The organism is Duganella sp. Leaf126, assembly GCF_001423125.1.
GTDB lineage: Bacteria > Pseudomonadota > Gammaproteobacteria > Burkholderiales > Burkholderiaceae_D > Rugamonas.
The window spans coordinates 25360-48257 of the sequence record NZ_LMNW01000034.1 but is presented as its reverse complement, the minus strand read 5'-3'; the positions used below and the strand labels follow the sequence as shown (position 1 = coordinate 48257).

13 protein-coding genes are annotated in these 22898 nt (G+C 67.9%); 4 read left to right on the top strand and 9 right to left on the bottom strand.

Annotated features, from left to right (window positions below):
* Window positions 1–47: 47 nt before the first annotated feature.
* Complete coding sequence (locus tag ASF61_RS19425; RefSeq protein ID WP_056159798.1) at window positions 48–2648, top strand: ATP-binding protein; 2601 nt, start codon at window positions 48–50, stop codon at window positions 2646–2648.
* Here ASF61_RS19425 and ASF61_RS19420 read toward each other — a convergent pair.
* The 8 genes from ASF61_RS19420 to ASF61_RS19380 all read right to left on the bottom strand — a co-directional run bounded on the left by ASF61_RS19420 (window position 2630) and on the right by ASF61_RS19380 (window position 18077).
* Window positions 2630–3595, bottom strand: coding sequence for an MBL fold metallo-hydrolase (locus ASF61_RS19420; RefSeq protein WP_056159795.1), 966 nt, complete (start codon window positions 3593–3595; stop codon window positions 2630–2632). The two genes, ASF61_RS19425 and ASF61_RS19420, sit on opposite strands and share 19 nt — an antisense overlap.
* Before the next feature lie 303 nt (window positions 3596–3898).
* Window positions 3899–5497: a mechanosensitive ion channel family protein gene (locus tag ASF61_RS19415; protein ID WP_229205937.1), complete on the bottom strand. Its 1599-nt coding sequence runs from the start codon at window positions 5495–5497 to the stop codon at window positions 3899–3901.
* Window positions 5498–5813: 316 nt separating this feature from the next.
* A complete protein-coding gene (locus ASF61_RS24250) occupies window positions 5814–12329 on the bottom strand; it encodes a DUF4011 domain-containing protein (protein ID WP_229205936.1) in 6516 nt (2171 codons plus the stop codon).
* A 46-nt stretch (window positions 12330–12375) separates the two neighbouring features.
* Complete coding sequence (locus ASF61_RS19400; RefSeq protein WP_056159792.1) at window positions 12376–13509, bottom strand: NADH:flavin oxidoreductase/NADH oxidase; 1134 nt, start codon at window positions 13507–13509, stop codon at window positions 12376–12378.
* Window positions 13510–13522: 13 nt separating this feature from the next.
* Window positions 13523–15244, bottom strand: a complete 1722-nt coding sequence (gene poxB / locus ASF61_RS19395) for a ubiquinone-dependent pyruvate dehydrogenase (protein WP_056159789.1) — start codon at window positions 15242–15244, stop codon at window positions 13523–13525.
* Between the two features lie 67 nt (window positions 15245–15311).
* Window positions 15312–16289 (bottom strand): alpha/beta hydrolase, encoded by a 978-nt coding sequence (locus ASF61_RS19390; protein WP_056159786.1) that lies wholly within the window; start codon window positions 16287–16289, stop codon window positions 15312–15314.
* Window positions 16286–16471, bottom strand: a complete 186-nt coding sequence (locus ASF61_RS19385; RefSeq protein WP_056159783.1) for a hypothetical protein — start codon at window positions 16469–16471, stop codon at window positions 16286–16288. The genes ASF61_RS19390 and ASF61_RS19385 overlap by 4 nt, the downstream gene beginning before the upstream one ends.
* Window positions 16472–16544: 73 nt before the next feature.
* Complete coding sequence (locus ASF61_RS19380; RefSeq protein WP_056159780.1) at window positions 16545–18077, bottom strand: CitMHS family transporter; 1533 nt, start codon at window positions 18075–18077, stop codon at window positions 16545–16547.
* A gap of 262 nt (window positions 18078–18339) precedes the next feature.
* Here ASF61_RS19380 and ASF61_RS19375 point away from each other — a divergent pair, with 262 nt between their 5' ends.
* The 3 genes from ASF61_RS19375 to ASF61_RS19365 are packed head-to-tail and all read left to right on the top strand — an operon-like array spanning window position 18340 to window position 21816.
* Window positions 18340–18729, top strand: coding sequence for a PAS domain-containing protein (locus ASF61_RS19375; protein ID WP_056159776.1), 390 nt, complete (start codon window positions 18340–18342; stop codon window positions 18727–18729).
* 5 nt (window positions 18730–18734) lie between these two features.
* Window positions 18735–20081: a sensor domain-containing diguanylate cyclase gene (locus ASF61_RS19370; RefSeq protein WP_229205949.1), complete on the top strand. Its 1347-nt coding sequence runs from the start codon at window positions 18735–18737 to the stop codon at window positions 20079–20081.
* Window positions 20071–21816: a bifunctional diguanylate cyclase/phosphodiesterase gene (locus tag ASF61_RS19365; protein ID WP_056159773.1), complete on the top strand. Its 1746-nt coding sequence runs from the start codon at window positions 20071–20073 to the stop codon at window positions 21814–21816. The genes ASF61_RS19370 and ASF61_RS19365 overlap by 11 nt, the downstream gene beginning before the upstream one ends.
* An 81-nt stretch (window positions 21817–21897) precedes the next feature.
* Here the strand turns inward: ASF61_RS19365 and ASF61_RS19360 are convergent, their stop codons facing one another.
* Window positions 21898–22854 (bottom strand): glycoside hydrolase family 6 protein, encoded by a 957-nt coding sequence (locus ASF61_RS19360; RefSeq protein ID WP_082491830.1) that lies wholly within the window; start codon window positions 22852–22854, stop codon window positions 21898–21900.
* Window positions 22855–22898 lie beyond the last annotated feature (44 nt).

Below are 22898 nucleotides of genomic sequence, written 5' to 3'. Positions count from 1 at the left end.
AGCTTACCTTGGCAGACCGACGACCGCTCCGCGCGTTATCCATCGCCTTGCAGCGTCGGATCGACGGGCCGCGCCATGGCGACCTCGATCTGCAAGGCTGGCGCGGCCGCCTGCTGGATGGCCTGTGCAGCGCCGCCTTCTGGCTGGGCTTGCTGGTGGTCGCGCCCAGCATGTGGGGTGGCGCGCGGCAGGGCCACTGGCTGCTGGTCACGGCCGATGTGCTGGCGGTTGCCGGGGTCGCGGTGCTCAATTTCCAGCGCCGCCTGCCCTACCGCTGGCGCTCCGCAGCGCTGCTGCTGATCGTGTACCTGATGGCGCTGGTGTTGTTATTCACCATCGGACCGCTGTCGCAGATCTATCTGCTGGCCACGCCGGTGCTGTGCACGGTGCTGATCGGCAGCCGCGCCTCGCTCTCGGTGCTGCTCTGGTGCGGCGCCACGCTGTTCGCGGCCGGCATGGCAGGCGGCATCGACAACGGCATCGCCGTGTTGTCGCTCAGCCCGCTGGCGCACTGGACCATCCTCACCATCAACTTCTTGCTGATCGGCGCCGTGCTGACCGTCTCGTGCACCTATCTGCTGCATGGGCTGCAAGGCGCACTGGAGCGCCAGCGCACGCATATCCTGGCCTTGCAGCAGCGCGAAGCGGATTTGCGCGAGTCGCAGGCGCGCCAGGCTGCCTCGCAGGCTGCGCAACAGGCGGCCGAAGCGGCCAACCAGCTCAAGAGCGATTTCCTGGCCATGATCAGCCACGAGATCCGCACGCCGCTCGGCGGCGTGATCGGCATGCTGCGCTCGGCGCTGAAAGACCGCGGTCTCGCGGCCGGGACGGCCGGCAAGCTGCGCGTCAGTCTCAACAATGCGGAAGTGCTGCTGCAGATCATCAACGACATCCTCGATTTCTCGCGGCTCGAAGCCGGCAAGATGCCGCTCGAAACCCTGGCGTTCGATTTGCCCGCTCTGCTGCACGAGGTGGTCGAGCTGCTGGCCGACCGGGCCGACGCCAAGGGCATCGCGCTCACCGCCGATCTCGATCCCGGACTGCCGGTCTGGTGGCTCGGCGATCCGGTCCGGGTGCGCCAGATCATCGTCAACCTGGTGGGCAACGGCATCAAATTCACCGAGCACGGCGAGGTCAGCCTGGCCGCCACGCTCGACGGCGCCCCCGCCGGCGGCTTCATGCTCAGCGTGCGCGACAGCGGCATCGGCATCGCTGCCGACGCATTGGCCCGCCTGTTCCAGAAATTCGAGCAGGCCGACCCCGGCACTGCCCGCAAATACGGCGGCGCCGGTCTGGGCCTGGCGATCTGCAAGCACATCGCGGCTGCCATGGGCGGACGGATCGAGGCCGACAGCGAACCGGGCGTGGGCAGCGTGTTCCGCGTCCATCTGCCGCTGGCGCGCAGCGCAGCGGTGCCCGATCGCACCGCGCAGACAGCAGCGCCGGCGCCGGGGCCGCACGCTGCCCGGCTGGCCGTGCTGTGCGCGGAAGATGGCAGCACCAACCAGATCATCCTGCGCGAACTGCTGGGAGACATGGGCCATGCCATCACGATCGCTGCCGATGGCATCGCCGCGCTCGAGCAGCTGGCAGCGCACGACTACGACCTGGTGATCATGGATGGCCGCATGCCGCGCATGGACGGCCTCGCCGCGCTGCGCAGGCTGCGCGCCGGCATGGATGGTGTGCGCAATCCGCAGATACCGGTGATTGCGCTCACCGCCAATGCCACGGCCGAAGAACGGCAGCGCTTCCTGGCAGCCGGCGCCAGCGGCTTCCTGGCCAAACCCATCGACGAAGCCGGCTTGCACGCCGAAATCGGGCGCCAGCTGGCAACGCTGCAGGCACTGGGCAAGCCGCTGGCCGGTGCGCAGGCGCCGGACGAACGGCTGGCAGCACTGGATGCCCTGTTCGGCGTGACGGCGGCGGACGCGCTCGCCGATAACGGTGTTCCGCTTGCAGCCCATGCAGGGGGCGCATCGACCGACGCTCGCGCAGCAGCCCCGCCCGGAGGGCCCCACCCCGGCCACGCCGGCGACGCCGGCAGCAGCGCAAGCAGCGATGTCAGCACGCTGCGCGCGACAGGCCACCGCGCTGCCAGCGTTTCAAGGCCAGGGACCGGACATCACGCAGGAACCGACAGGGCCCGCACAGGCAGTGGTGGCGACGCATGCAACAGCGGCAGCACAAGCGGCGCAAGCCGCGAAGACATCGATGGCAATGTCGGCAGCATTGATGGCAACTGCAACGATGGCAGCGCATCGCGCGAGCATGCCGAGCGCGTTTCAAGCCATGGTGGACGCGATCGCGCAGGCGAAAGCAGCGGCGACAGTGCACCGCCACCGCGGCTGCGCGCCGCCCTGCGCGCCGCGTTTGCTGCCGAAGGTCCGCGGCTGTTGCGGGTCATGGAACAGGGACTGGTGCAAGGCGATGGCGACGCCGTGGCGCTGGCTGCCCACAGCTTGCGCGGCGCGGCTGCCTTCCTTGGCGCTGCCGAGGTGTCGGCGTGCTGCGGCCAGATCGAAGCGCTGGCCGACGCCGGCCGGCTCGCCGACGCGGACGATCAGCTGCCGGCGCTGCGCCGGGCGCTCGATGCCGCGCTGGCCCGCCTGGCGGCGGACGTTGACGATCAGGGACGCAAGGTGTAGTTGGCCGGGGTCCAGGTCCAGCTCTTGCCGTTCTCGGCGATGTAGCCGATGCCGGGGAACTGCAGGTGGGCGGCTGCGACCAGGTCGCCCTCCCGCGCGATCTTGCCGAACACGGCAGCGCGCGCGGCTGCCGCCTGTCTGGGATCGCTGTCGAAGCCGATGGTCACGCCGGGATGATCGAACTGCACGGCAGCGACGTGGATCAGGTCGCCTACGACCACCATCTTCTTGCCCTTGCTCTCGACCACGTACGACGTGTGGCCGGCCGTGTGGCCATAGCTCGCATACGAGCTGATGCCGGGCACCACTTCACCGTTCCTGTCGAACGCCTTGAATTTGCCGGCCTTGATGTACGGCGTCAGCGACACCTGCGCGCCCTGGAAGAAGCCTGCCACGTCCTTGGGCGCCTTGGCCATCCTTGCCGCATCGAGCCAGTAGTCGGCGTCGCGCCGGTCGGCGTGCACGGTGGCGTTCGGGAACGCCACCTTGGTATCGGCCATCAGGCCGCCCACGTGGTCCGGGTGGAAGTGGGTAATCAGGATGTCGTCCACCTGCTCGGGCCGGTAGCCGGACGCCTTCAGGTTGTCCACCAGCTTGCCCAGCGTGGGACCGAACAGCGTGCCGGCGCCCGTATCCACCAGCACCAGCTTGCTGCCGGTATTGATCAGGAAAGCGTTGGTGGACGTAGTGGTGGGCGAACCCAGGTGGGCCTTGTTCAGGGCCGCCTGGGTCCTGTCCTTGTCGTTGTGGAGCAGGTCCACCATCGGCAGGTCGGCCGTGCCGTCGTTCAGCGGGGTCACTTCGAAGTCGCCGACCATCACCCGCGCAAAGCCGGGCGTGGTCAGCTTGGCCAGCGGCGCGGCGGCCTGCGCCGCCAGCACCGTGATACCCAGCACGGCGGCGGTCAGCGCCTTCATCATCGGTGTCACATCCCGTAAATTTTTCATCTGGTTTCTCTCCGTTGGCGCCTGGTTGGCATGCAGATGCACCGTACATCCACGCCAGGAATTATAGGCAGTGTTGCCACGAATGATATCCGCATAAAGGCAGACATTGCAGCGCAGTGGGCGTCCCGCTCCGGCTTACGGCCCGTCATCGCCTCGTTCTCCAGGCAGCGCCCCCTGCTGGCAGCCGGCGCTGCACCGCCCGCAGTGTGCGCTGCGGCACCGGTCGAGCGCCTGGGCACCATTGACACCGGCCGCAGCCGAAGGCGGTGCGGCCGCGCGCTTCAGCATCCAAGCACTGTGCGCCTATGCGCCGCCGGCGCCCGCCGGCGACTGACGGCCTGCGGCCTTGCGGTCCTGCTCCTGCTCCTGGTCATCGCGGTGGCCGTGCTGGTCCGCATACACCACGGTCTGGGTCGGGAACGCCAGGTCGATGCCGGCCGCCTCCAGCCGTTCATAGATGGTCAGCAGCAGTTCTTCGCGGATGATGACCTGGGTATCGAATTCCTTGACGTTGATGTACGCATAGGTCTCGATATGAAAAGCGCGGTCGCTGATGTTGCCGAGCCGCGCACGGCCGCCTTCGGCCATGTTGGCGTTACCGCCGATGACTTGCTGGACGATCGATATCGCTTCGCGCAACTTGGCCGACGGCGTGCGGTATCCGATCGCGATCACCGGGTTGAACAGGAAGCGGTCGCGGTCGGCGTAGTTCTCGATCTGGCGCGCCGACAGGTCGCCATTGGGCACGGTCACCACGGTGCGTTCGCCGGTCCGGATGCGGGTCGAGCGGATGCCGACGTCTTCGACCGTGCCCACCACGTCGCCGACCTTGACGAAGTCGCCGACCTGCAAGGGCCGGTCGGCGATCAGGGTCACGCTGCCGACCAGGTTTTCCACGGTCTTCTGGGCGCCCAGCGCCAGTGCAATACCGCCGATACCGAGGGCGGCGATACCGGTCGTGACATCGATGCCGAAGGTATCGAGGATGGCGATCACGGAGAATGCCAGCAGCAGGAACTTGACCGCGCGCCGCACCAGGATAATCACGGAGACGACTTGCCGGCGCTGGTGACGCTGCATGCGCGTGATGGCCAGGTCTGCCACGCCATCGACCAGCCGCAGGCCGAACCACACCAGGGCGATGGCCGTGATGATGCCCGTATAGCGCAGCAAGGTCTGGCGCGCCACGATGGAGACCGGCAACTGGTCGGCCCAGGTATAGAACACGAACACGCCAACTAGCAGGCTGAACGGCGGCAGCGCGGCTTCGAAGAAGCGGTAAGGGCTGCTGCCGGCCGGGTCGGCAATCATGCGGCGCACGGCAGCCACCAGCAGCACCGAGACGATCCACAGGCCGCCGAAGATGGCCACGCCCAGGCCCACCAGCGTGGCCCAGTCCTTGAGGGGCGCGCCGCCGACCAGCGTATCGTCCTTGGCCGGCGGCGCCGGCAGCGGCACGCGGCGGGCGGCGGCCGAGATCTGGTCCAGCGTTTCCCTGGAAATGCGCCAGACGCGCGGATCGCCGTCGGCGCTGCGGGTCATGAGGATCGGGATTTTCTTGTCCTTGAGCGTGACCTCGCCCACGTCTTCCTGGTCGGCGTCGAGCTCGTCATCGAGCTTGCCGGACTCCTGGTTCGACAGCGCGGCAAACGGCTTGATCGAACCCTTTTCGTCGAGCAGCGCGTGAAAATTGCGGGCTTGGGTGGCCGCTGCCAGCTGCTGCCGGTTGTTGGCCGGCTCGGGGATGTCGAAGTACAGCGCGGCGCGGTCGTAATCGAGTTCGGCCAGCGCGGCAATCATGCCGGCCACGGCGGAGCGCGGCGTTTCGCGGCCCAGGGTGTCGGCCGGTGTGTCGGCCTTGTCGTCGGCGGCCTTGGGCGCAGCGGCGAATGCTACGGACATGTTCACTGCCAGCATCAGCCAGAGCAGCAGGGTGTGAAGTAAGCGCTTGGGCAAATGGACCTCGTATGCAAAGTGGGCGCCCGCGTGCGCTGCGCTACGTGCAGATCGGCACATCGGGCATGGCCACAAAGTCTAGCATCCGGGCCGCGCCAGCCACGCACGGTTGAGCGGCCGCACGCGGCCACGCCGCCCCGCCCTGCACTTCCGGCGCGGTCGCGGCCACCAGCTGTGCCGCCAGTGCTGCCTGCTGGTCGGATCCAGTGCTGCGTTGACGCCAGACTATCGCCGGCTGACCGGATTCAGCGCTGCGTTGGCACTAAGCCACCGGCGCTGCCGGCTGGCCGGTTTCAGCGCTGCGTTGTCGCCGGCTCTCCGCCAGCAGCCGTTCCAGCTGGCCGTGCACCTGGTCCAGCGTGCCGCTGCGGTCGATCCACCAGTCGGTGGACCAGATGCGCACGATCTCCCAGCCCAGCCCGCGCAGCACCTGTTCGCGCAGCAGGTCGCGGTCGCGCGCGGTGGCCGAGCGGTGGTAGGTGGCGCCGTCGCATTCGACGCCGCACAGGTACACGCCCGGCGCATCCGGATGGACGATGCCCAGGTCTATCCGGAACGACGATGCGCCAATCTGCGTGTGTACCTGCCAGCCGCGCGCCGCCAGCGCGGCCGCCACCGCGGCTTCGAACGGGCTCTCGGCGCCTTTCAGGCTGCCGTGATCGGCTTCGGCCAGGGCGCGCGGTCCCCGTTCGGCAAACGCCAGGAAATGCTTGAAGTCGCGCACCCCGGCCGCCTGGGTGCGGGTCAAGTCGAACTGTTCCGCGCGCAGGCTGGAGAACACCCGCAGCTCCTGGCGCGCGCGCGTGATCGCCACGTTCAGGCGGCGCTCGCCGCCATCGCGGTTCAGCGGACCGAAGTTCATCGATACGCTGCCGCTCTGATCGGGGCCGTACGTGACCGAAAAATAAATGATGTCGCGCTCGTCGCCCTGCACCGATTCGAGGTTCTTGACGAACAGCGGTTCGAGGTCCGTGTCGAGGAAATACGGTTCCAGCGCCGGATCCTTGCGCCGCTCTTCATCGAGCAAGTCTTCGATCAGGTGCATCTGCTCGGTGTTGAAGGTGACCACGCCGATGGTCAGCTTCGACTGCCTGAAACCCGGCGACCGCAACCTGGCGACGATGTCGGCCACCAGCGCCTGCGCTTCACGCTGGTTGGTGCGCGCGCCGCCCTTGTCGTACACGCCGGCCACGTGGTGGAAGTTGACCGCGCGGTCGTCGGCCACCGGCGACGGGAACGTGACCAGGTCGCCGCCGTAGTAGCGGTGGTTGGAAAACGCGATCAGTGATTCATTACGGCTGCGGTAGTGCCAGGCCAGGTTCATGGTCGGCAGGTTGGCGCCCATGCATTCGTCGAGGATGCTTTCGAGGTCGACATCGACCTCCTCGTCGTCTTCCGCGTCGGCGCGGTCGAAGAACGAGGTGGGCGGCAACTGCTTGGGATCGCCGACCATCACCACCTGCCTGCCGCGCGCCATGGCGCCGATGGCGTCCCACACGGGAATCTGCGACGCTTCGTCGAACACCACCAGGTCGAAGGCGGTGCTGTCGGCCGCCAGATACTGGGCGATCGATAAAGGACTCATCAGCAGACACGGCGCCAGCTTGCCAAGCACGGTCGGAATGCTGTGCATCAGCTCGCGCAGCGGCAGATGCTGCTTTTTCTTGCCGATCTCGTGGCGTAGCACGCCCCATTCGGAATGGCGGGTCACCTCGTCGGTGCGCGGCAGACCGGCACACAGCTGCGCCCGGATCCAGCTGCGGGTCAGCTCGGTGAACTGGCGGTCGAGCGCGCGGAAGTCGCCGATCCGCCGTTCGTGCTCGGCCGAGACGAAGCTGCGGATCACGTCGTCGCCGTCCACTGCACGGTTGAGCCACCAGCGGCTGTAGTTGATCTCGAAGACAGGTACGGCCTGCGCCGGCGACACGGCGCCCGATTCGATGGCGGCCACCAGCGGCCCCAGTGCCTGCGACTGCGCCTCACGCTGCACCTTGCGCCAGGCACACCAGCTTTTCAGGCGCGCTTCGGCGGCCAGCAGGCAGCTGCAGCGCAGCATCAGCTGGTCCAGCGGCAGCACATCGAATGCCATGTCGGCCGGCGGTTGCTGCGCTGGCGACACGCCGTCCGGCCGCATCACGCCGATCCGTACCAGCTTGTCCAGCGCAGCATGCAAAGTGTCCAACGCGCCGGCATAGCGTTTGCCGGCCGCAGCGACCGCACCGCCCGGCGCAAGCTGCGTGTTGCCGTCGCCAACCAGCATCTCGACCGCCTGGCGCAGCGCGGCACTGTCGTCGCCAGGCGCAGCCGGGGCGCGGCCACTATCGTGCGACGCGAAGAGCGTACCGCCATCGCTGTGCGGCGCGTTCAGGGTGCGGCCATCATCGTGCGATGCGGACATCGCACGGCCATCGCTTTGCTGCGCCTTCAGCGCGCGCCCATCGCTGTAGGCCACATTTAGCTCACGGCCATCGCTGTTCGGCGCGTTCTGCGCAGGGCCGTCGCTATGCGGCCTGTTCTGCACACGGCCATCGCTGTGCTGCGCGTTCAGGGTGCGGCCATCATCATGCGATGCGGACATCGCACGGCCATCGCTTTGCTGCGCGTTCAGCGCGCGCCCATTGCCGTAGGCCGCATTTAGCTCACGGCCATCGCTGTTCGGCGCGTTCTGCGCAGGGCCGTCGCTGTGCAGCCGGTTCTGCGCATGGCCATCGCTTTGCTGCGCGTTCAGCGCACGTCCATCATCGTGCGATGCCGACAGCCCGCGGCCATTGCTGCCCCAAGCGTCAAGAGCACTGCCATCTTCATGCGGCGCAGCCAGCGCCGCGATGGCCTCGGACACTGCTGCTTCGAACGCGGCGACGCGCGCCACGGCTGACGCGCTGTTGTCCAGTTCGGTCCAGCAATGCTCGATGTCGGCCCGCAGTTCGCGCACGCGCGCCAGAAGGCCGAGGTCCTGGGCCACGTCGGGCTGGTCCATGCCCCGCAGAAAGGCCGCCAGGGTGCGCGTCAGTCCGCGCTTGCGCCACCACGACAGCGGCCAGATGCTGGCCTCGGCCTCGCGCCAGCTGCGCTGCAGCTGCTGCACGTCGAGCTGTTCGACCTGCTCGCCGTAGCGCTGCGCCAGTGTGGCGGCGACGGATTTGTACTCGTCGAGCAGCTGCAATCCGCGCTCGAGCTCGGCCACGATGTCGGCCGCCCACGGTTTGCCCAGCGCCGCCATCACGGTGGCGCGCTCGGACAGCAGCGCGTGAACCGTCTTGCTGCGCACGCTGGCTGCCTGCAGCCAGGCTGCCCCGCCGAGACTGTCGCGGCCACCGTGCAGCGATGGCGACGACGGTTCGGCCCGGGCACTCGTTGGCAGGCTGTCGGGTACGCCGCCTGGCGTCATGCGCTGCATGAACGGGGCCGCGCCGGCCGTGGGCGCGTCGGCCGTGGCCGCGTCGGCGTGGGCGTGGGCATGGGCGTGTAGCGTGCTGCCATTGCTGCCATCGGGCATGGCTTGGGCCGTGCCGCCATTGCTGCCATCGGGCATGGCTTGGGCCGTGCCGCGATGCAGTCCGGTCTGGCTCACCTGGTGCGTACCGGACGAGGTCACGTCGGCGTGGACGGGCTGTGTGATCGCAGTGGCGTCAAACAGTGCCCCACCCGCTTGCGTGCCGGAGGCAAGGTATGTACCAGCCAGGCGCGCGCCGTCGGTTTCGCGCTGGCGGCCGGCATGATGGATATCGGCGATACCGAACTGAGCGCGATATTGTCCTTGCCCCTGCCCGCCATCGGAGGCAAGCGCCGCCAGGTTGCGGCGCAGCCGGCCCAGCGCGGCGCGTCCTTCCGGACGGAAGGCGAAGCTCCACTGCTGGCCATAGGCGGCGGGCAGCACCTGCAGCAGGCCGGCAATGGCGAGCCGCGCGCGCGGTCCGCTGCTCAGGCCGGCCAGTCCGGTGGCGCTGGACACGTGCAGCAGCGCCTGCTGCACGGCGTCGGCTGCCGCCATCGTCTCGCGCACGGCGGCGACCAGCGCCTGCTGCCACGATGGCGTCCACTCGGTCTGGCCGATTGCCGTCAACGGTCCTTCCTGCAGCTGCTGCACACCGACCGCTGCCGCATTGGCCTGCAGGCGCGCGCTCAATTCGCGCAGGGCGTCCAGGCCATGCTGGTCGTGGGCGTCGGCATCGGCCCAGCCCAGCGCGACCTGCGGCACGGCGCCGGCATCGCCCTCGACCACGTTGCCGATCGCCGCAAAGATGCTCAAACCGTTGCAGTGCCGGTGGTGCAGCCGTTCGACGTAGCGGTTGAGGTCATCGCGCAGGCGCTTGAGCTTGAGCGCCTGCGCATGCCACTGCGCGGGATCGGCGTCGCCGCGCGCGTCCCACGCCTGTTGCAGCTGCCTGATCACGTCGAGCTTGCGGGCCTTGCTCGAATGGAGTTCGAGGCAGAATTCGCCGAGCCCCACTTCGCGCAGCCGCCGGTACACCACGTCGAGCGCGGCGATCTTTTCCGACACGAACAGCACCCGCTTGCCTTCGGCCAGGCACTGGGCGATCAGGTTGGCGATGGTCTGGCTCTTGCCGGTGCCGGGCGGGCCGATCAGGACGAAGTCCTTGCCCTTGGCGCCGGCCATCACGGCTGACAGCTGCGACGAGTCGGCCGGCAGCGGGCAAAAGATCTGGTCCGGCGCATAATCGGCATCGAGCCGCTGCGGCAGCGGGAACGCTATCGGCGCCGCCGCGTCCGGCAGCGGGTCGGCCCGGTACGGCTCGCGCGGCGTGTCGATCAGGTGGCGCACCACGGGACTGGCGCGCAACTGGTCGGTGCGTTGGGACAGGTCCACCCACATCAGGTATTTGGCGAACGAAAACGGCGCCAGCACCACTTCGTCCGACACCTCCCACCCCTTGATATCGCGCACCGCGTGCGAGACCGTGCGCCAGATCTGCGCCACGTCGAGTCCGGCGCTATCGCGCGGCAGCGGCCCATCGAGCACGCCGAGATTGAGCTGGAAATCCTGCCGCAGCATCTCGACCAGGGTGGGATTGAAACGCGGTTCGTCTTCGTGCAGGCTGACCGTGAATCCCGCCCGCGCGCTCTTGCGCTGCAGCGACACCGGCACCAGGATCAGCGGCGCCTTGTACCGCTGTCCGGCCTTGTCGTCGCGGGTCCAGTTCAGAAAACCGAGCGCCAGGAACAGGGTGTTGGCGCCGCCCTCCTGCAAGGTGGTGCGGGCGCTGCGATACAGCTCGACCAGCCGGGTTTCGAGTTCCGCAGCGTCGATGCTGACGAACACTTCGCGCCGCGCCAGTGCGTCGAGCGCGTGCTGGCGCCGCAGGTCCTCGCGCGTGCGCTGCTCGTGCAGCGCCTGGTCGCGCGGGTCGCGCCCTTCCATCAGCTCCGGTCGCGGCAATAGCCGGATCGGTCCATTGTCCGACAAGGCGTCTTCGAGCGCAGCCGGCTCGGGCGCATCGAGGCGCAGTGTCTTCTTGCCGCTCCTGAAATTGAGCAGGTTGTTGCGCAGGGACAGGTCGAGCAGCTTGCGCTGCCAGCGCGCCAGGCGGTCGCGCGGATCGAGCGCGGGCGCCGGCGCGACAGCCTCGTCACGCAGGTCGGGCGCGCCGTCGTCGAAGGTGGCGGCGGTCGCAGTGATCGCGGCATCGCCGGGCGCTGCCAGGCCGGCGCTGTCGATGCTGGCCAGCGGCTTGATCCGTTGCAGCCGGGCGCGGCGGATATCGACCAGCAGCTCGAACTGGTCCTGCACCGCTTCGGCCAGCAGGCCTGCGCCGATACCGGTGGCATGGCTGAATGACGGCGTCGGCCGCGCCGTTGCCAGCGTGGTCTCGAACAGCACCAGTTCCTGCAGGCGCAGGCGCTTGCGGATGGCCGTCACATCATCGACCACCACGCTGGAAAATTCATCGGGACGCAGCCAGACGCCAGCTGCCGCATGTCCCCTGGTGAAGACGATGACCGGATGGAGCCCGGCCTGTTCCAGCGCCGAGCAGAACAGCAGCGCCAGGTCGAGACAGGTGGCGATGCGTCCGTCCATCAGCTGGTCGGCGCTGCGCACTTTCTGGCCACGGTGTTCGAAACTGGCCGGCGGCAAGGCGTAATCGAGGCCGAGACCGGCAACTGCCGTCCACAGCGCAGACGCCAGTTCCCAGGCGCGGCGGGCGCCGCCCTGGTAGCCGTCGAGCGCCGGCTGCTTGCCGGCGTCGCGCAGCACCTGCGCCGCCTGCTTGAGCAGGCGGTCGATGGCCGGCGCATTCGGCTGCACGAAAGCGGCCACCAGGTCGGGCAGATGGGACAGGCCGCCCCACTGGTTACGCGGCAGCAGTCCGACCTGCCGGACCGCCGTGGCCAGCACGCGCTCCTGCGCCGTGGCCGCATGTTCGACCAGCGTGAACGTCATGGTCGCGGTCTCGGCTTCGGTCAGCTGGGCGAGCAGCACGCCGTCGAGCTGCACGTCGCGCTCGACGATGGCATGGCGCGCCCGGGGTGCGCCAGCGTCGATGCGCCAGATCGCCGGTTGGATGAACGGGGGATGCGATACCAGCCGCAGCTGCAGCGGGCCGGTCTCGCGGTCGCTGTGGTTGACCACCGCCAGTTCGCGCAGCAGCGGCACCGCGTTCTGGAAGTCCGCCAGGTTCAGCTTGTCGGAATGCGCGACGTCGATCGCGTAATTGGCGTTGGCGGCGTTGGCGGCGTTGGCAGCGTTGGCAGCGTGGCCGCTGGCGACACCGCCCCCATCGACGACGGCAGCCGCCGCCGGAGTTTCTGCTGGTTCCACTGGGTTTTCCCATCCTGTTGACGTGATGGGCAATTTTACTATCTTACTATCTCGAATCTGGTTCCGTCTGCTGTGCAGGTGGCACAAACAGCTGCCGGTACTGCGACGGCTGGCAGCGCAGGTACTGGTTGGCGGCGTGCACCCGGGCGCCGAGCGCGGCGGCCGCGTGCCATGGCCAGCGCGGGTCGTACAGCACGGTGCGGGCCAGCGCCACCAGGTCGGCGTCGCCGTTGGCGATGATGGCTTCGGCGTGCAGCGGTTCGGTGATCAGGCCCACCGCGACCACCGGCACGCCCACCACGCTTTTGATGGCGCGCGCCAGCGGTACCTGGTAGCCGGGACCGACCGCAATGGCCTGGTCCGGGTGCAGGCCGCCGCTGGAAACGTGGATGGCGTCCGCGCCATGTTCCTCGAACATCGTGCAGACGGCTTGCGCCTCGTCGATGGTGAAGCCGCCGGGCACCCAGTCGGTGCCGGAGAGTCGCACGCTCACCGCGCGTTCGACCGGAAACGCTGCGCGCACCGCGTCGAGCACCTCGAGCGGGAAGCGGGCCCGGTTGGCGAGCGAACCGCCGTACTCGTCGCTGCGCCGGTTCGACAGCGGCGACAAAAACTGGTGCAGCAGGTAGCCGTGCGCCGCGTGGATCTGGATCACGTCGATGCCGATGGCGGCAGCGCGGCGGGCGGCGGCGGCAAAGGCCTCGCGGATGCGGCGCATGCCGTCCCGGTCCAGCGCCGCCGGCGCCACGTCATCGTCGCGGAACGCCACTGCCGACGGCGCCACGGTGGCCCAGCCGCCTGGCTGGCCCGGCGCGATCTGGCCGCCGCCGTCCCACGGCTTCTGCGTCGATGCCTTGCGGCCGGCGTGGCTCAGTTGCAGCGCCACCGGCATGTCGGACCAGCGCCGGATCGATGCCAGCACGGTGGCCATGGCGGACTGGTTGGCGTCGTCGTACAGGCCGACGTCGCCATAGCTGATGCGCCCTTCCGGCAGCACCGCGGTCGCTTCGATGGTCAGCAGCGCGGCGCCCGACTGGGCCAGCTGCCCAAGGTGCATCTGGTGCCAGTCGGTCATGCAGCCGTCGATGGCCGAGTACTGGCACATGGGCGCGATGACGATGCGGTTCTGAAGGGTCAGCTCGCGCACCTGCAGCGGGGTGAATAAGCGTGGATCGGACATGGGTGCTCCTCGATCAGCGTAACAGGTTGACCTTGGCCAGGTCGATCAGTTCACCGGCGCGGCCGTCGAGTACGGCCTTCATCATGAACAGTCCGAAGTTGCCGGCTTCTTCCATCGTGGTTTTCGGCGGCATGATCAGTTCCTGGCGCGGCGTGACGACATCGACCAGCACCGGCCCCTGGTGCGCCAGCGCAGCGGCGATCGCGCTTTCGAGCTGCTGCGGATCTTCCACGCGGATGCCTTTGACGCCCATCGCTTCGGCCATGGCGGCGAAGTTCGGGTTTTTCAGTTCGCAGCCCACGTCCGGGTAGCCGTTGGCCTTCATCTCCATTTCGACGAAGCCCAGTGTGCCGTTGTTGAGCACCACGATCTTTACCGGCAGGTTCAGTTGCAGCAGCGTCAGGAACTCCCCCATCATCATCGCGAAGCCGCCGTCGCCCGAGAATGAAATGACCTGGCGCTGCGGGTGCGAGACCTGGGCGCCGATCGCCTGCAGCATGGCGTTGGCCATCGAACCGTGGTTGAACGAGCCCACCAGCCGTCGCTTGCCGTTCAGCTTGAGGTAGCGTGCGGTCCAGGCGATCGGCGTGCCGACGTCGCAGGTGAAGATCGCATCGTCGGCTGCCAGGTCGCTGACGATGCGGGTCACCGCTTGCGGATGGATGTGGCGCGTCCCTTCGTCGAGGGCAGCGAGCTTGTCGAGATCGCGGCGCGCTTCGACGTAGTCTTCCTGCGCGCTGGCCAGGAAGCTGCCGTCGGTCCTGGCGGTGAGCAGCGGCTGCAGGGCGGCCAGCGTTTCGCGCACATCCCCGAGCACGCCAAGCGCGAGCGGGCAGCGGTTGCCGAGCGCCTCGGGCCGCACGTCCACCTGCACGATGCGCGCGTGCTCGGGGAAGAACTGGCGGTACGGGAAGTCCGCGCCCAGCACCAGCAGCGTGTCGCAGCGTTTCATGGCCTTGTAGCCGGACGCAAAGCCGACCAGGCCGGTCATGCCGACATCGTAGGGATTGTCGTATTCGATGTGCTCCTTGCCGCGCAGCGTGTGGACGATCGGCGCTTGCAGCGTGCGCGCCAGTTCCAGTACCTGGGCATGGGCGCCGGCGCAACCGGCGCCGCAGAACAGCGCGACCCGCTCGGCGCTATTGAGAATGTCGGCCAGCTGCGTCACCTCGGCCTCAGGCGGCACGATGGCCGGCGCCGTCGGCAGCAGCCACTGCGGCGCCGCAGCGGACAGGCTGGCAGTGGCGATATCGCCCGAGATCACCACCACCGCCACGCCGCGCCGGGCCACGGCGATGCGCATGGCGCGGTGCAGGATCTGCGGCAGCAGCGCCGGGTTGGAGACCAGCTCGACGTAATGGCTGCATTCCCTGAACAGGCTTTCTGGGTGCGTGGCCTGGAAATAGTCGATGCCGATCTCGGTGCTCGGTATGTGGGCGGCGATCGCCAGCACCGGCACGCCGCTGCGCTGGCAGTCGAACAGGCCGTTAATCAGGTGCAGGTTGCCGGGACCGCAGCTGCCGGCGCAGACAGCCAGCTCACCCGTCAGGTGGGCTTCGGCGCTTGCCGCAAAGGCGGCGCCTTCTTCGTGGCGCATGTGCACCCAGTCGATCGCCTGCTGGCGGCGCAACGCGTCGGTCAGGGCGTTGAGCGAATCGCCCACCACGCCGTAGATGCGCTTGACGCCCGCCTGGGCCAGGGTGCTTGCCAGATAATCTGCCGCGGTACCGCTCATGGTCGTCACTCCTCGCAAAACGTTAATAAAAAACAGTGTAGCCGACCACCGGGACGCTGCGCCTCTGCTAGAGAGCAGGCGTGCGGGCGGTCAGCCGTTCGCCGATCCAGGCGTGGACCCGGGCACGCGCCTGCGCCGCCATGGCCACCGGGAACCGGATGAAACCGTGCGGCGCCTCGGGCAGCACGTGGCATTCGACCGGCGCCGCAGCGCCCCACTGCTGCGCCATCAGGGTGGTGTCCTCCATCAGGGGATCGCGGGTGCCGGCAAACAGGATGGCCGGCGGCATGCCGGCCAGGTCGCCGTACAGCGGCGACAGCGGCGCGGTGCGGCGCTGGTCGTCGGTCAGGTCCGGCGTGAGCAGGCGCAGCGAGGCGGCCATCGACGGCCCGTGCAGCACCAGCGTGTCGGCCGCCGCCGCGCGCACGCCTGACGTGCCGGCCAGGTCGTACACGCCGTAATAGAGAATGGCGCCGGCAATGCGCGCGAGCAGCGCCGGCCAGGTCTTGAGCTGCAGCAGCGTGGCTGCCGCCAGGTGGCCGCCGGCCGACTCGCCGAGCACGAAGACCGGCAAACCGGCCACTTCCGGCAGCCCGCCGGCCAGCAGCCAGCGCGCGGCAGCCAGGCTGTCGTCCATGATGGCGGCCAGCGGCGCAGCGGTGGCCAGGCGGTAATCGACCGACACCACGGCCACGTCGCAGGCTTGCACCAGTTCCGCGTTGAGCCGGTCGTTCATCTGCGCGTTGCCGATGGCCCAGCCGCCACCGTGAAAATCGAGCACTACCGCCCTTATCGCTTTTGCCGGACTGGCCGTGCGCAGCAGCCGTACCGGTACCTGCACGCCGTCAGACTGCGCCGTGTGGCGAGCAATGCGCACGCCTTGCCCCAGCAGGCGCACGGCGGGCGCCAGCTGGGACAGTCGCAACAGCGACTGGATCAGGAACGGCATCACGCGATTGCTGATTTTAAAACGGGGCGCCCAGGCCAGCTTGCGGTTGAAGCTGCGCATCTGGTCCACGGTCCCGGCAGAAAACACCAGACTCATCGGGGCTGGTCTTCCTGGCGCGTGGCGGCAGAGAAAATACGTTCGACCACCGCGCGCGGCACCTGGCGCGCCAGCAGGAATGCTGCGGCGCTGCGCTGGCCGTAGGTCAGCGCCCAGTCCAGGCCCTGGCGGACGATGGAGGCCTGGCGGGTGTCGGTGCGGCGTGCTTGTTTGATATGCATCGCGCCACTATCGCACAAGGCGCTGCGCCGCACGGTACGGCGGCGAACAGTGGACGCGATGTGGCGCGTCAGGTCAGCCTGCCGCCCCCATGAAGGGCACCACGCCGCAGACCAGCGCCACCGCCAGCATCACCAGCGAGGCCGAGATCGCCCACAGCAGCGTGTAGCGCTGGTGGTCGCCGAACTCGACTTTCGCCATGCCGACCAGCAGGTAGGTCGAGGCGACCAGCGGGCTGAGCAGGTGCACCGGCTGGCCGATGATCGAGGCCCGGCCGATTTCGGCGCCGGTGATGCCGTACGCGGCAGCGGCCTTGGCCAGGATCGGCACGATGCCGAAGTAGAACGCATCGTTGGAGATGAAGAACGTGAATGGAATGCTGAGCACGCCGGTGACGATGGCCAGGTGCGGGCCCATCCAGTCGGGAATCGCGTAGATCACGCTGGCGGCAATGGCATCGACCATCTTGGTGCCTTGCAGGATACCGACGAAAATGCCGGCGGCAAAGATCAGCGACACGACCGGCAGCACGTTGCCGGCATGGGCCGTGATGCGCTCTTTCTGTTCTTCCATGTTCGGATAGTTGATCATGATGGCAATGGCAAACGCGATCATGAACAGCACCGGCAGCGGCAGCACGGCCAGCACCAGCATCGCCATCAGCGCCACGGTCAGCAGGAAGTTTACCCAGATCAGCTTGGGGCGCGCGGTGTTCGGGTCGCCGACCTTGATATCGTCGCACGGCACCACGTCCGGCGGGCAGTTCAGGTGCACCACCTTGCGGTCGCCGCTGGCGCGGCGGGCCACGAACCGAGCGCCGTCGCTGTGGCCGAACTGCATGGCGCCGCCCGCCGGGGCGTAGCCGCCCATTGCCGCATTGGCCTGCAGCGGCTGCTCGTACGCCTGCTGCTGCGCTGCCTGCGCGGCGGCCTGCGCCTGCTCCTGCACCTTGGCCGCTTTTGCCGCTTTCGCGCCCAGCGGTTGCAGTTCCAGCACGCCCAGGCGCTTGCGCTCCTTGCGGCCCAGCATCACCGCGACGAACAGCACCCAGCAAATGCCGGCAATCATGGCCGGGATCATCGGCACGAAGATCTGCCCCACGTCCACGCCCAGCGCGCTGGCGGCGCGGGCAGTCGGTCCGCCCCACGGCAGGATGTTGAACACGCCGCCGGCCAGCATGATCACGCATGCCATCACCAGCCGGCTCATGCCCAGGCGCTGGTACAGCGGCAGCATGGCCGACACGGTAATCATGTAGGTAGTGGCGCCGTCGCCGTCGAGCGAGACGATCATCGTCAGTGCGGCCGTGCCGACCACGATCTTCATCGGGTCACCCTTGACCAGTTTGAGGATCAGCCTGACCACCGGATCGAACAGGCCGGCGTCGATCATCACGCCGAAGTACAGGATGGCAAACATCAGCATCACGCCGGTCGGCGCCAGCTGCTTGATACCGGCGAGCATCATCGGACCCAGTTCGGGCGCGAAGCCGCCGATGACACCGAAGATGACCGGCACCAGGATCAGCGCCACCAGCGCCGGCAGGCGCTTGGTCATGATCAGGAACATGAAGACAACGACCATCGAATAAGCAAGCACGGTCAGCATTTAATTTCCTCCAAGCATATCGTCACCGGCGCCATGTCGGCGCCGGGGTTATAGTTTTCTCGCATATGCAACATAAGCGACGTGAATACTTTAAAGGCTGGAAGCTTTCAATTCACTTTCAGTGCGGCAGCGCGCTGTCCCGCTCCACAGCAGCGCTGCACGACGCGAGCACGCAAACTTTTCGTCGCACGATTGACAATTTCCCTTTGGAAATGAAACGCAGGTGTTATCGTTGCACTCTGTAACCAACTGGAAGATACACATGACGCTCGCTGCCGACCTGCCCTACGACCACCCCGACCTGGCCAACCTGCTGGCCCACAGCGACGCCGAGCAGCTCGACGTGCTGCGGTTTGGCGTGATCGGCTTCGACCGCGACGGCCGGGTGCAGCGCTACAACCAGTTCGAATCTCAGGCGGCCGGGCTGCGGCCGGAGCGGGTACTGGGGCTCGATGTTTTCGTGGCCGTGGCGCCCTGCATGAACAATGACCTGGTCGCCCAGCGCTTTGCCGATGCACGGCAGGACGGCGCACCGCTCGACGAGACCCTCAACTACGTGCTGACGCTGCGCATGCGCCCGACCAAGGTCAAGCTGCGTCTGCTGTCCCAGCCGGAAAGCGAGCTCGCTTTCGTGCTGGTGGAAAGAGCTTGAACATCGTGGGCCTTCACAACGACGACCGGGACGGCCAGGACTGCCAGGATTACGAGGCGCTGCTGCAGTTCTTGTACATGGCGCCGGTCGGCCTGGTGCAGCTGAGCGCGGACGGCACCATCCAGATGCTCAATCCGCTCTCGGCCCAGCTGCTGCTGCCGCTGTGTCGCGATGGCGAACTGACCAACCTGTTCGAGGGGCTGGCGCCGGTGGTGCCCGACCTGCGCCAGCAATGCGCGGCATTCGATGCCGACCAGGGCCAGATTTGCGACGCCACGCGGCTGTTCCTGCACGCCGACCACGGCAGCAACGGCCCGCAGGTCTTGTCGCTAAGCATGCTCAAGCTCGGCGCCGACCGCCTGATGGTGGTGCTCAGCGACATCACGCTGCAGGAGCGGCGCGAGCGCCAGCTGCGCAAGACCGATGCCTGGCTCAATGCCATCATGAGCAATATTACCGATTACGCATTGCTGAGCCTGGATGGTCAGGGACGGGTCGAGGCGTGGAACGACAGCATCGCGCGCGTGACCGGCTACGATGCCGGCGGCATCGTCGGACGCGGCTACGATGTCTTCTACCCGCCGGAATCGACCACCGACGCCCACCAGCTCGACCGCCTGCGCGAAGCGGACGACAACGGCTGGATCCTCGATGAAGGCATGCGCCTGCGCGCCGACGGCAGCCGCTTCTGGGCCAGCATCATGATCGCGCCCCTGCCCGGCCGCTGCGCCGACGCGCCGCCTTGCGACGACGAGCCGGCCTACTGCATGATCATCCGCGACATTTCCGACAAACAGGATATCAGCGAAGGCTTGCGCAAGGCCACGTTCAGCGACTACCTGACCGGCCTGGCCAACCGGCGCGCATTTTTCGAAGCAGCCGAACTGGAACTGATGCGACGCCGCAAGGCTGCGCGCCCGGTCTCGCTGCTGATGGTGGACGCCGACCATTTCAAGGCGGTCAACGACTGCCATGGCCACCCGGCCGGCGACGCCGTGCTGCGCCACCTGGCCGCGACCATGAAAAAGGCCTGCCGCCAGGTCGACATCGTCGCCCGCATCGGCGGCGAAGAATTTGCCATCCTGCTGCCTTCCGTGGCGCTGGCCGATGCGCTGGCGGTGGCCGAGCGGCTGCGCGCGCTGGTGCAACGCGAGCCGGCAAGCTACGAGCAGGCATCGATCGCGTACGCGGTCAGCATCGGCGTGGCGACCATGGGCGACGGCATCGAGGACCTGGACCAGCTGATCAAGCGCGCCGACCAGGCCCTGTACGCGGCCAAGCGCGGCGGCCGCAACCGCGTTGCCGCCTGGCAGGCGTCAGGCATGGTGGCGGGAGTGACCCATGGGCAGTGACGGCGACCTCGCTTACGAAGCACTGATCCAGTTCATGTACCGGGCGCCGGTGGCGCTGATCCAGTTGCAGCAGGACGGCGACATCGAGATGCTGAACCCGATGGCGTCGCGCCTGCTGATGCCGCTCGCCCGCGATGCCGACCTGAGCAACCTGTTCCGGGTGCTGGAAGCATACGCCCCCGATCTGCCGGCACTGTGCGCGGCGTTCGGCGCGCCGCAAGGGGTCATCTGCGAAGGCAAGCGCATGGTGGTCGATCATGCCACGGTGCTGGCGCTGGGACTGCTGAAAATCGACCAGCAGCGCCTGATGGCCGTGCTGGTCGACGCCTCGCACGAGGTGGACCGCGAACAGCGCCTGCTGGCCAGCGCCGCCCGGGTGGACACGCTCACGCAGCTGCCCAACCGCGCCGGCGCGCTGGCCCTGCTGCAGCAGATGACTGTACGGGCGCGCGCCGCGGCCGACGATCACTGCGCGGTGGTGCTGATCAACATCGACCGCTTCGCGCACATCAACGATGCCCATGGCATCGAGGTCGGCAACCAGGTCATTGCCTTGGTGGCGGAACGGCTGCGCGCCACCTTGCGCACCGCCAGCCGTACCGGCCAGGCGGTGGCTGCGGGAGTCGGTACGGGATCAGGCGCGGGGGCTGGCGCCGAAATTGCGACCCGCATCGGCGGCGACGAGTTTGCCATCGTGCTCGACGGCCTGCGCGACGGCGATACCGGCGCGCTGGTCGCGGCGCGCCTGCTGGAGCGGCTGGGCTTGCCGTACCGGGTGGGCGCCCACGAGCTGACGTTCTCGTTCAGCCTGGGCATGGTGACGCTCGACGCCGGCACCCGCGACGCCGATGACCTGCTGCGGCACGCCGCCATCGCCGTGGCGGTGGCGAAAGCCCAGGGCGGCAACCGGCTGGTCCGCTTCGCGCAGCACATGCGCGACGAAGTCCTGCAGCGCGGCTGCCTGGAAGCGGACCTGCGCCTGGCCGTCGAGCGCGAGGAATTGTTTAATCTTTACCAGCCGGTCGTCGGCTTGCTGGCGGACGGCGCCATCGATCCGGGCGCCGGCGTGGAGGCGCTGGTGCGCTGGCGCCATCCGGTGCGCGGCATGGTGGGACCGGTCGAATTCATCGGGATCGCCGAGAGTACGGGGCTGATCGACCAGCTGGGCGAGCAGGTCCTGGCCAGGGCATGCCACGACTTCATGGACTGGCAGCGGCAGCTCGGACCACGTGCGCCGCAACTAATGGCGGTGAACCTGTCGCGCGCCCAGCTGGTGCAGCCGGATTTTTGCGGCAAGGTAGCAGGCATACTGGCTGCCAGCGGCATGCCGGCGCCTGCGCTGCAACTGGAAATCACGGAAAGCCTGGCCGCGCAAGGCGCCGATATCCAGCAGCAGCTGCATGGACTCAAGCAGCTGGGGGTCAAGCTCGCGCTCGACGATTTCGGCACCGGCTATTCGTCGCTGTCGAGCCTGCACCTGCTGCCGGTCGATACGGTCAAGATCGACCGCTCGTTCGTCACCCTGGCAGCGACCAGCCGCCACCACCAGGTGCTGATCGAAGCGACCGTCATGGTCGCCCACAGCCTGGGCATGAACACGGTGGCCGAGGGGATCGAGACGGCCGAACAGGCGGCAGTGGCCTGCGCGCAGGGCTGCAACAAGGGCCAGGGCTATCTGTACAGCCGCCCGCTCGACAGCCTGGCGCTGCAGCAGTGGCTGCAACGCCAGGCTTAGCATCCCGTCAGGCAAGCCGGGCAAGTCGCATCGAAGCGGCGCGGCGCGGCTGCCGTCATGATGGCACCCGCGCCGCAGTGCTTAATAACCGTAAATCATCTTGTAGGCATACTCGGGCAGGAAGGTCCCGGCCGCTGCTGCGCAGCCGTCCGCTTCACCGGGGGCCTTGATCCACAGCGTCATTTCCGGCGAACTGGTGGCGCTGTTGTAACGCGGCGTCACGCCCAGCTTGCGGCCGGTCGGGTCGCACCACTTGCTGCCGTCAGGGCCGTTGCCGTTGCGGCTGGTATCGACCACGAAGGTTTTGTTCAGGCCGCGCTGGCGCAGCGCGTTGGCAACCGCGATGCCGTACGGGTTGCTCTCGCCGTCAGTGCGGTAGTTGGAGACGTTGAGCGAGAAACCGCGCACTTTCGAGACGCCGGCATTGACCAGCCGCGTGGCCGCTTCGGCCGGCGCCAGCCAGGCGCTGTTGCCGATGTCGAGGTAGACATAGGCGCGCGGCGCCAGCGTGGCAAATTGCGTGGTGGCGTACTGGAACAGGTCGAGCCGCCCGGCCTTGCCGGTCGCGTCCAGGCAGTCGAGCTGCGGCAGCGCGTCCGGTTCGAGGATCACGATCGCCGCCCGGTTGCCGATGGCGCCGGCAAACGCACGGATCCAGTCGCGGTAGCCCTGCAGCGAGTTGGCGCCGCCGGCGCTGTACTGGCCGCAGTCGCGCGCGGGGATGTTGTACGACACCAGCACCGGCGTGCGGCCCTGGCTTGCCGCCGTGCCCACATAATTGCCCACCGCCGTGGCGATGTTGCCACTCCAGTCGCCGAACCACTTGGCGTGCGGCTGGCTGGCGATGCGGCTGGCGATGTCGCCCGAGCGGCCGTCGCTGGGATTGCTGCGGGCCCAGACCGCAGCGGTCGTCTGCGGATCGACATACAGCGTCGGGTCGGCCGCCAGGGCGGCGGCGCAGGCCCCCAGCCCCGCGCCCAACACCGCGCCGAGGCGCAGTGCGTGCAGCAACTTGCTTGGTGATTTAACGCTTTTCATCTTTGTCTCCTTTGATTTTTTATGGAAAGACTAGGTCCCCACTA

What these genes read in the sequence shown, in the direction of transcription:
- ASF61_RS19420 (WP_056159795.1), bottom strand. Translation starts at nt 3,595, where the DNA reads ATGAAAAATTTACGGGATGTGACACCGATGATGAAGGCGCTGACCGCC.
- ASF61_RS19415 (WP_229205937.1), bottom strand. Translation starts at nt 5,497, where the DNA reads ATGTCCGTAGCATTCGCCGCTGCGCCCAAGGCCGCCGACGACAAGGCC.
- ASF61_RS19400 (WP_056159792.1), bottom strand. Translation starts at nt 13,509, where the DNA reads ATGTCCGATCCACGCTTATTCACCCCGCTGCAGGTGCGCGAGCTGACC.
- poxB (WP_056159789.1), bottom strand. Translation starts at nt 15,244, where the DNA reads ATGAGCGGTACCGCGGCAGATTATCTGGCAAGCACCCTGGCCCAGGCG.
- ASF61_RS19390 (WP_056159786.1), bottom strand. Translation starts at nt 16,289, where the DNA reads ATGAGTCTGGTGTTTTCTGCCGGGACCGTGGACCAGATGCGCAGCTTC.
- ASF61_RS19385 (WP_056159783.1), bottom strand. Translation starts at nt 16,471, where the DNA reads ATGCATATCAAACAAGCACGCCGCACCGACACCCGCCAGGCCTCCATC.
- ASF61_RS19380 (WP_056159780.1), bottom strand. Translation starts at nt 18,077, where the DNA reads ATGCTGACCGTGCTTGCTTATTCGATGGTCGTTGTCTTCATGTTCCTG.
- ASF61_RS19375 (WP_056159776.1), top strand. Translation starts at nt 18,340, where the DNA reads ATGACGCTCGCTGCCGACCTGCCCTACGACCACCCCGACCTGGCCAAC.
- ASF61_RS19365 (WP_056159773.1), top strand. Translation starts at nt 20,071, where the DNA reads ATGGGCAGTGACGGCGACCTCGCTTACGAAGCACTGATCCAGTTCATG.
- ASF61_RS19360 (WP_082491830.1), bottom strand. Translation starts at nt 22,854, where the DNA reads ATGAAAAGCGTTAAATCACCAAGCAAGTTGCTGCACGCACTGCGCCTC.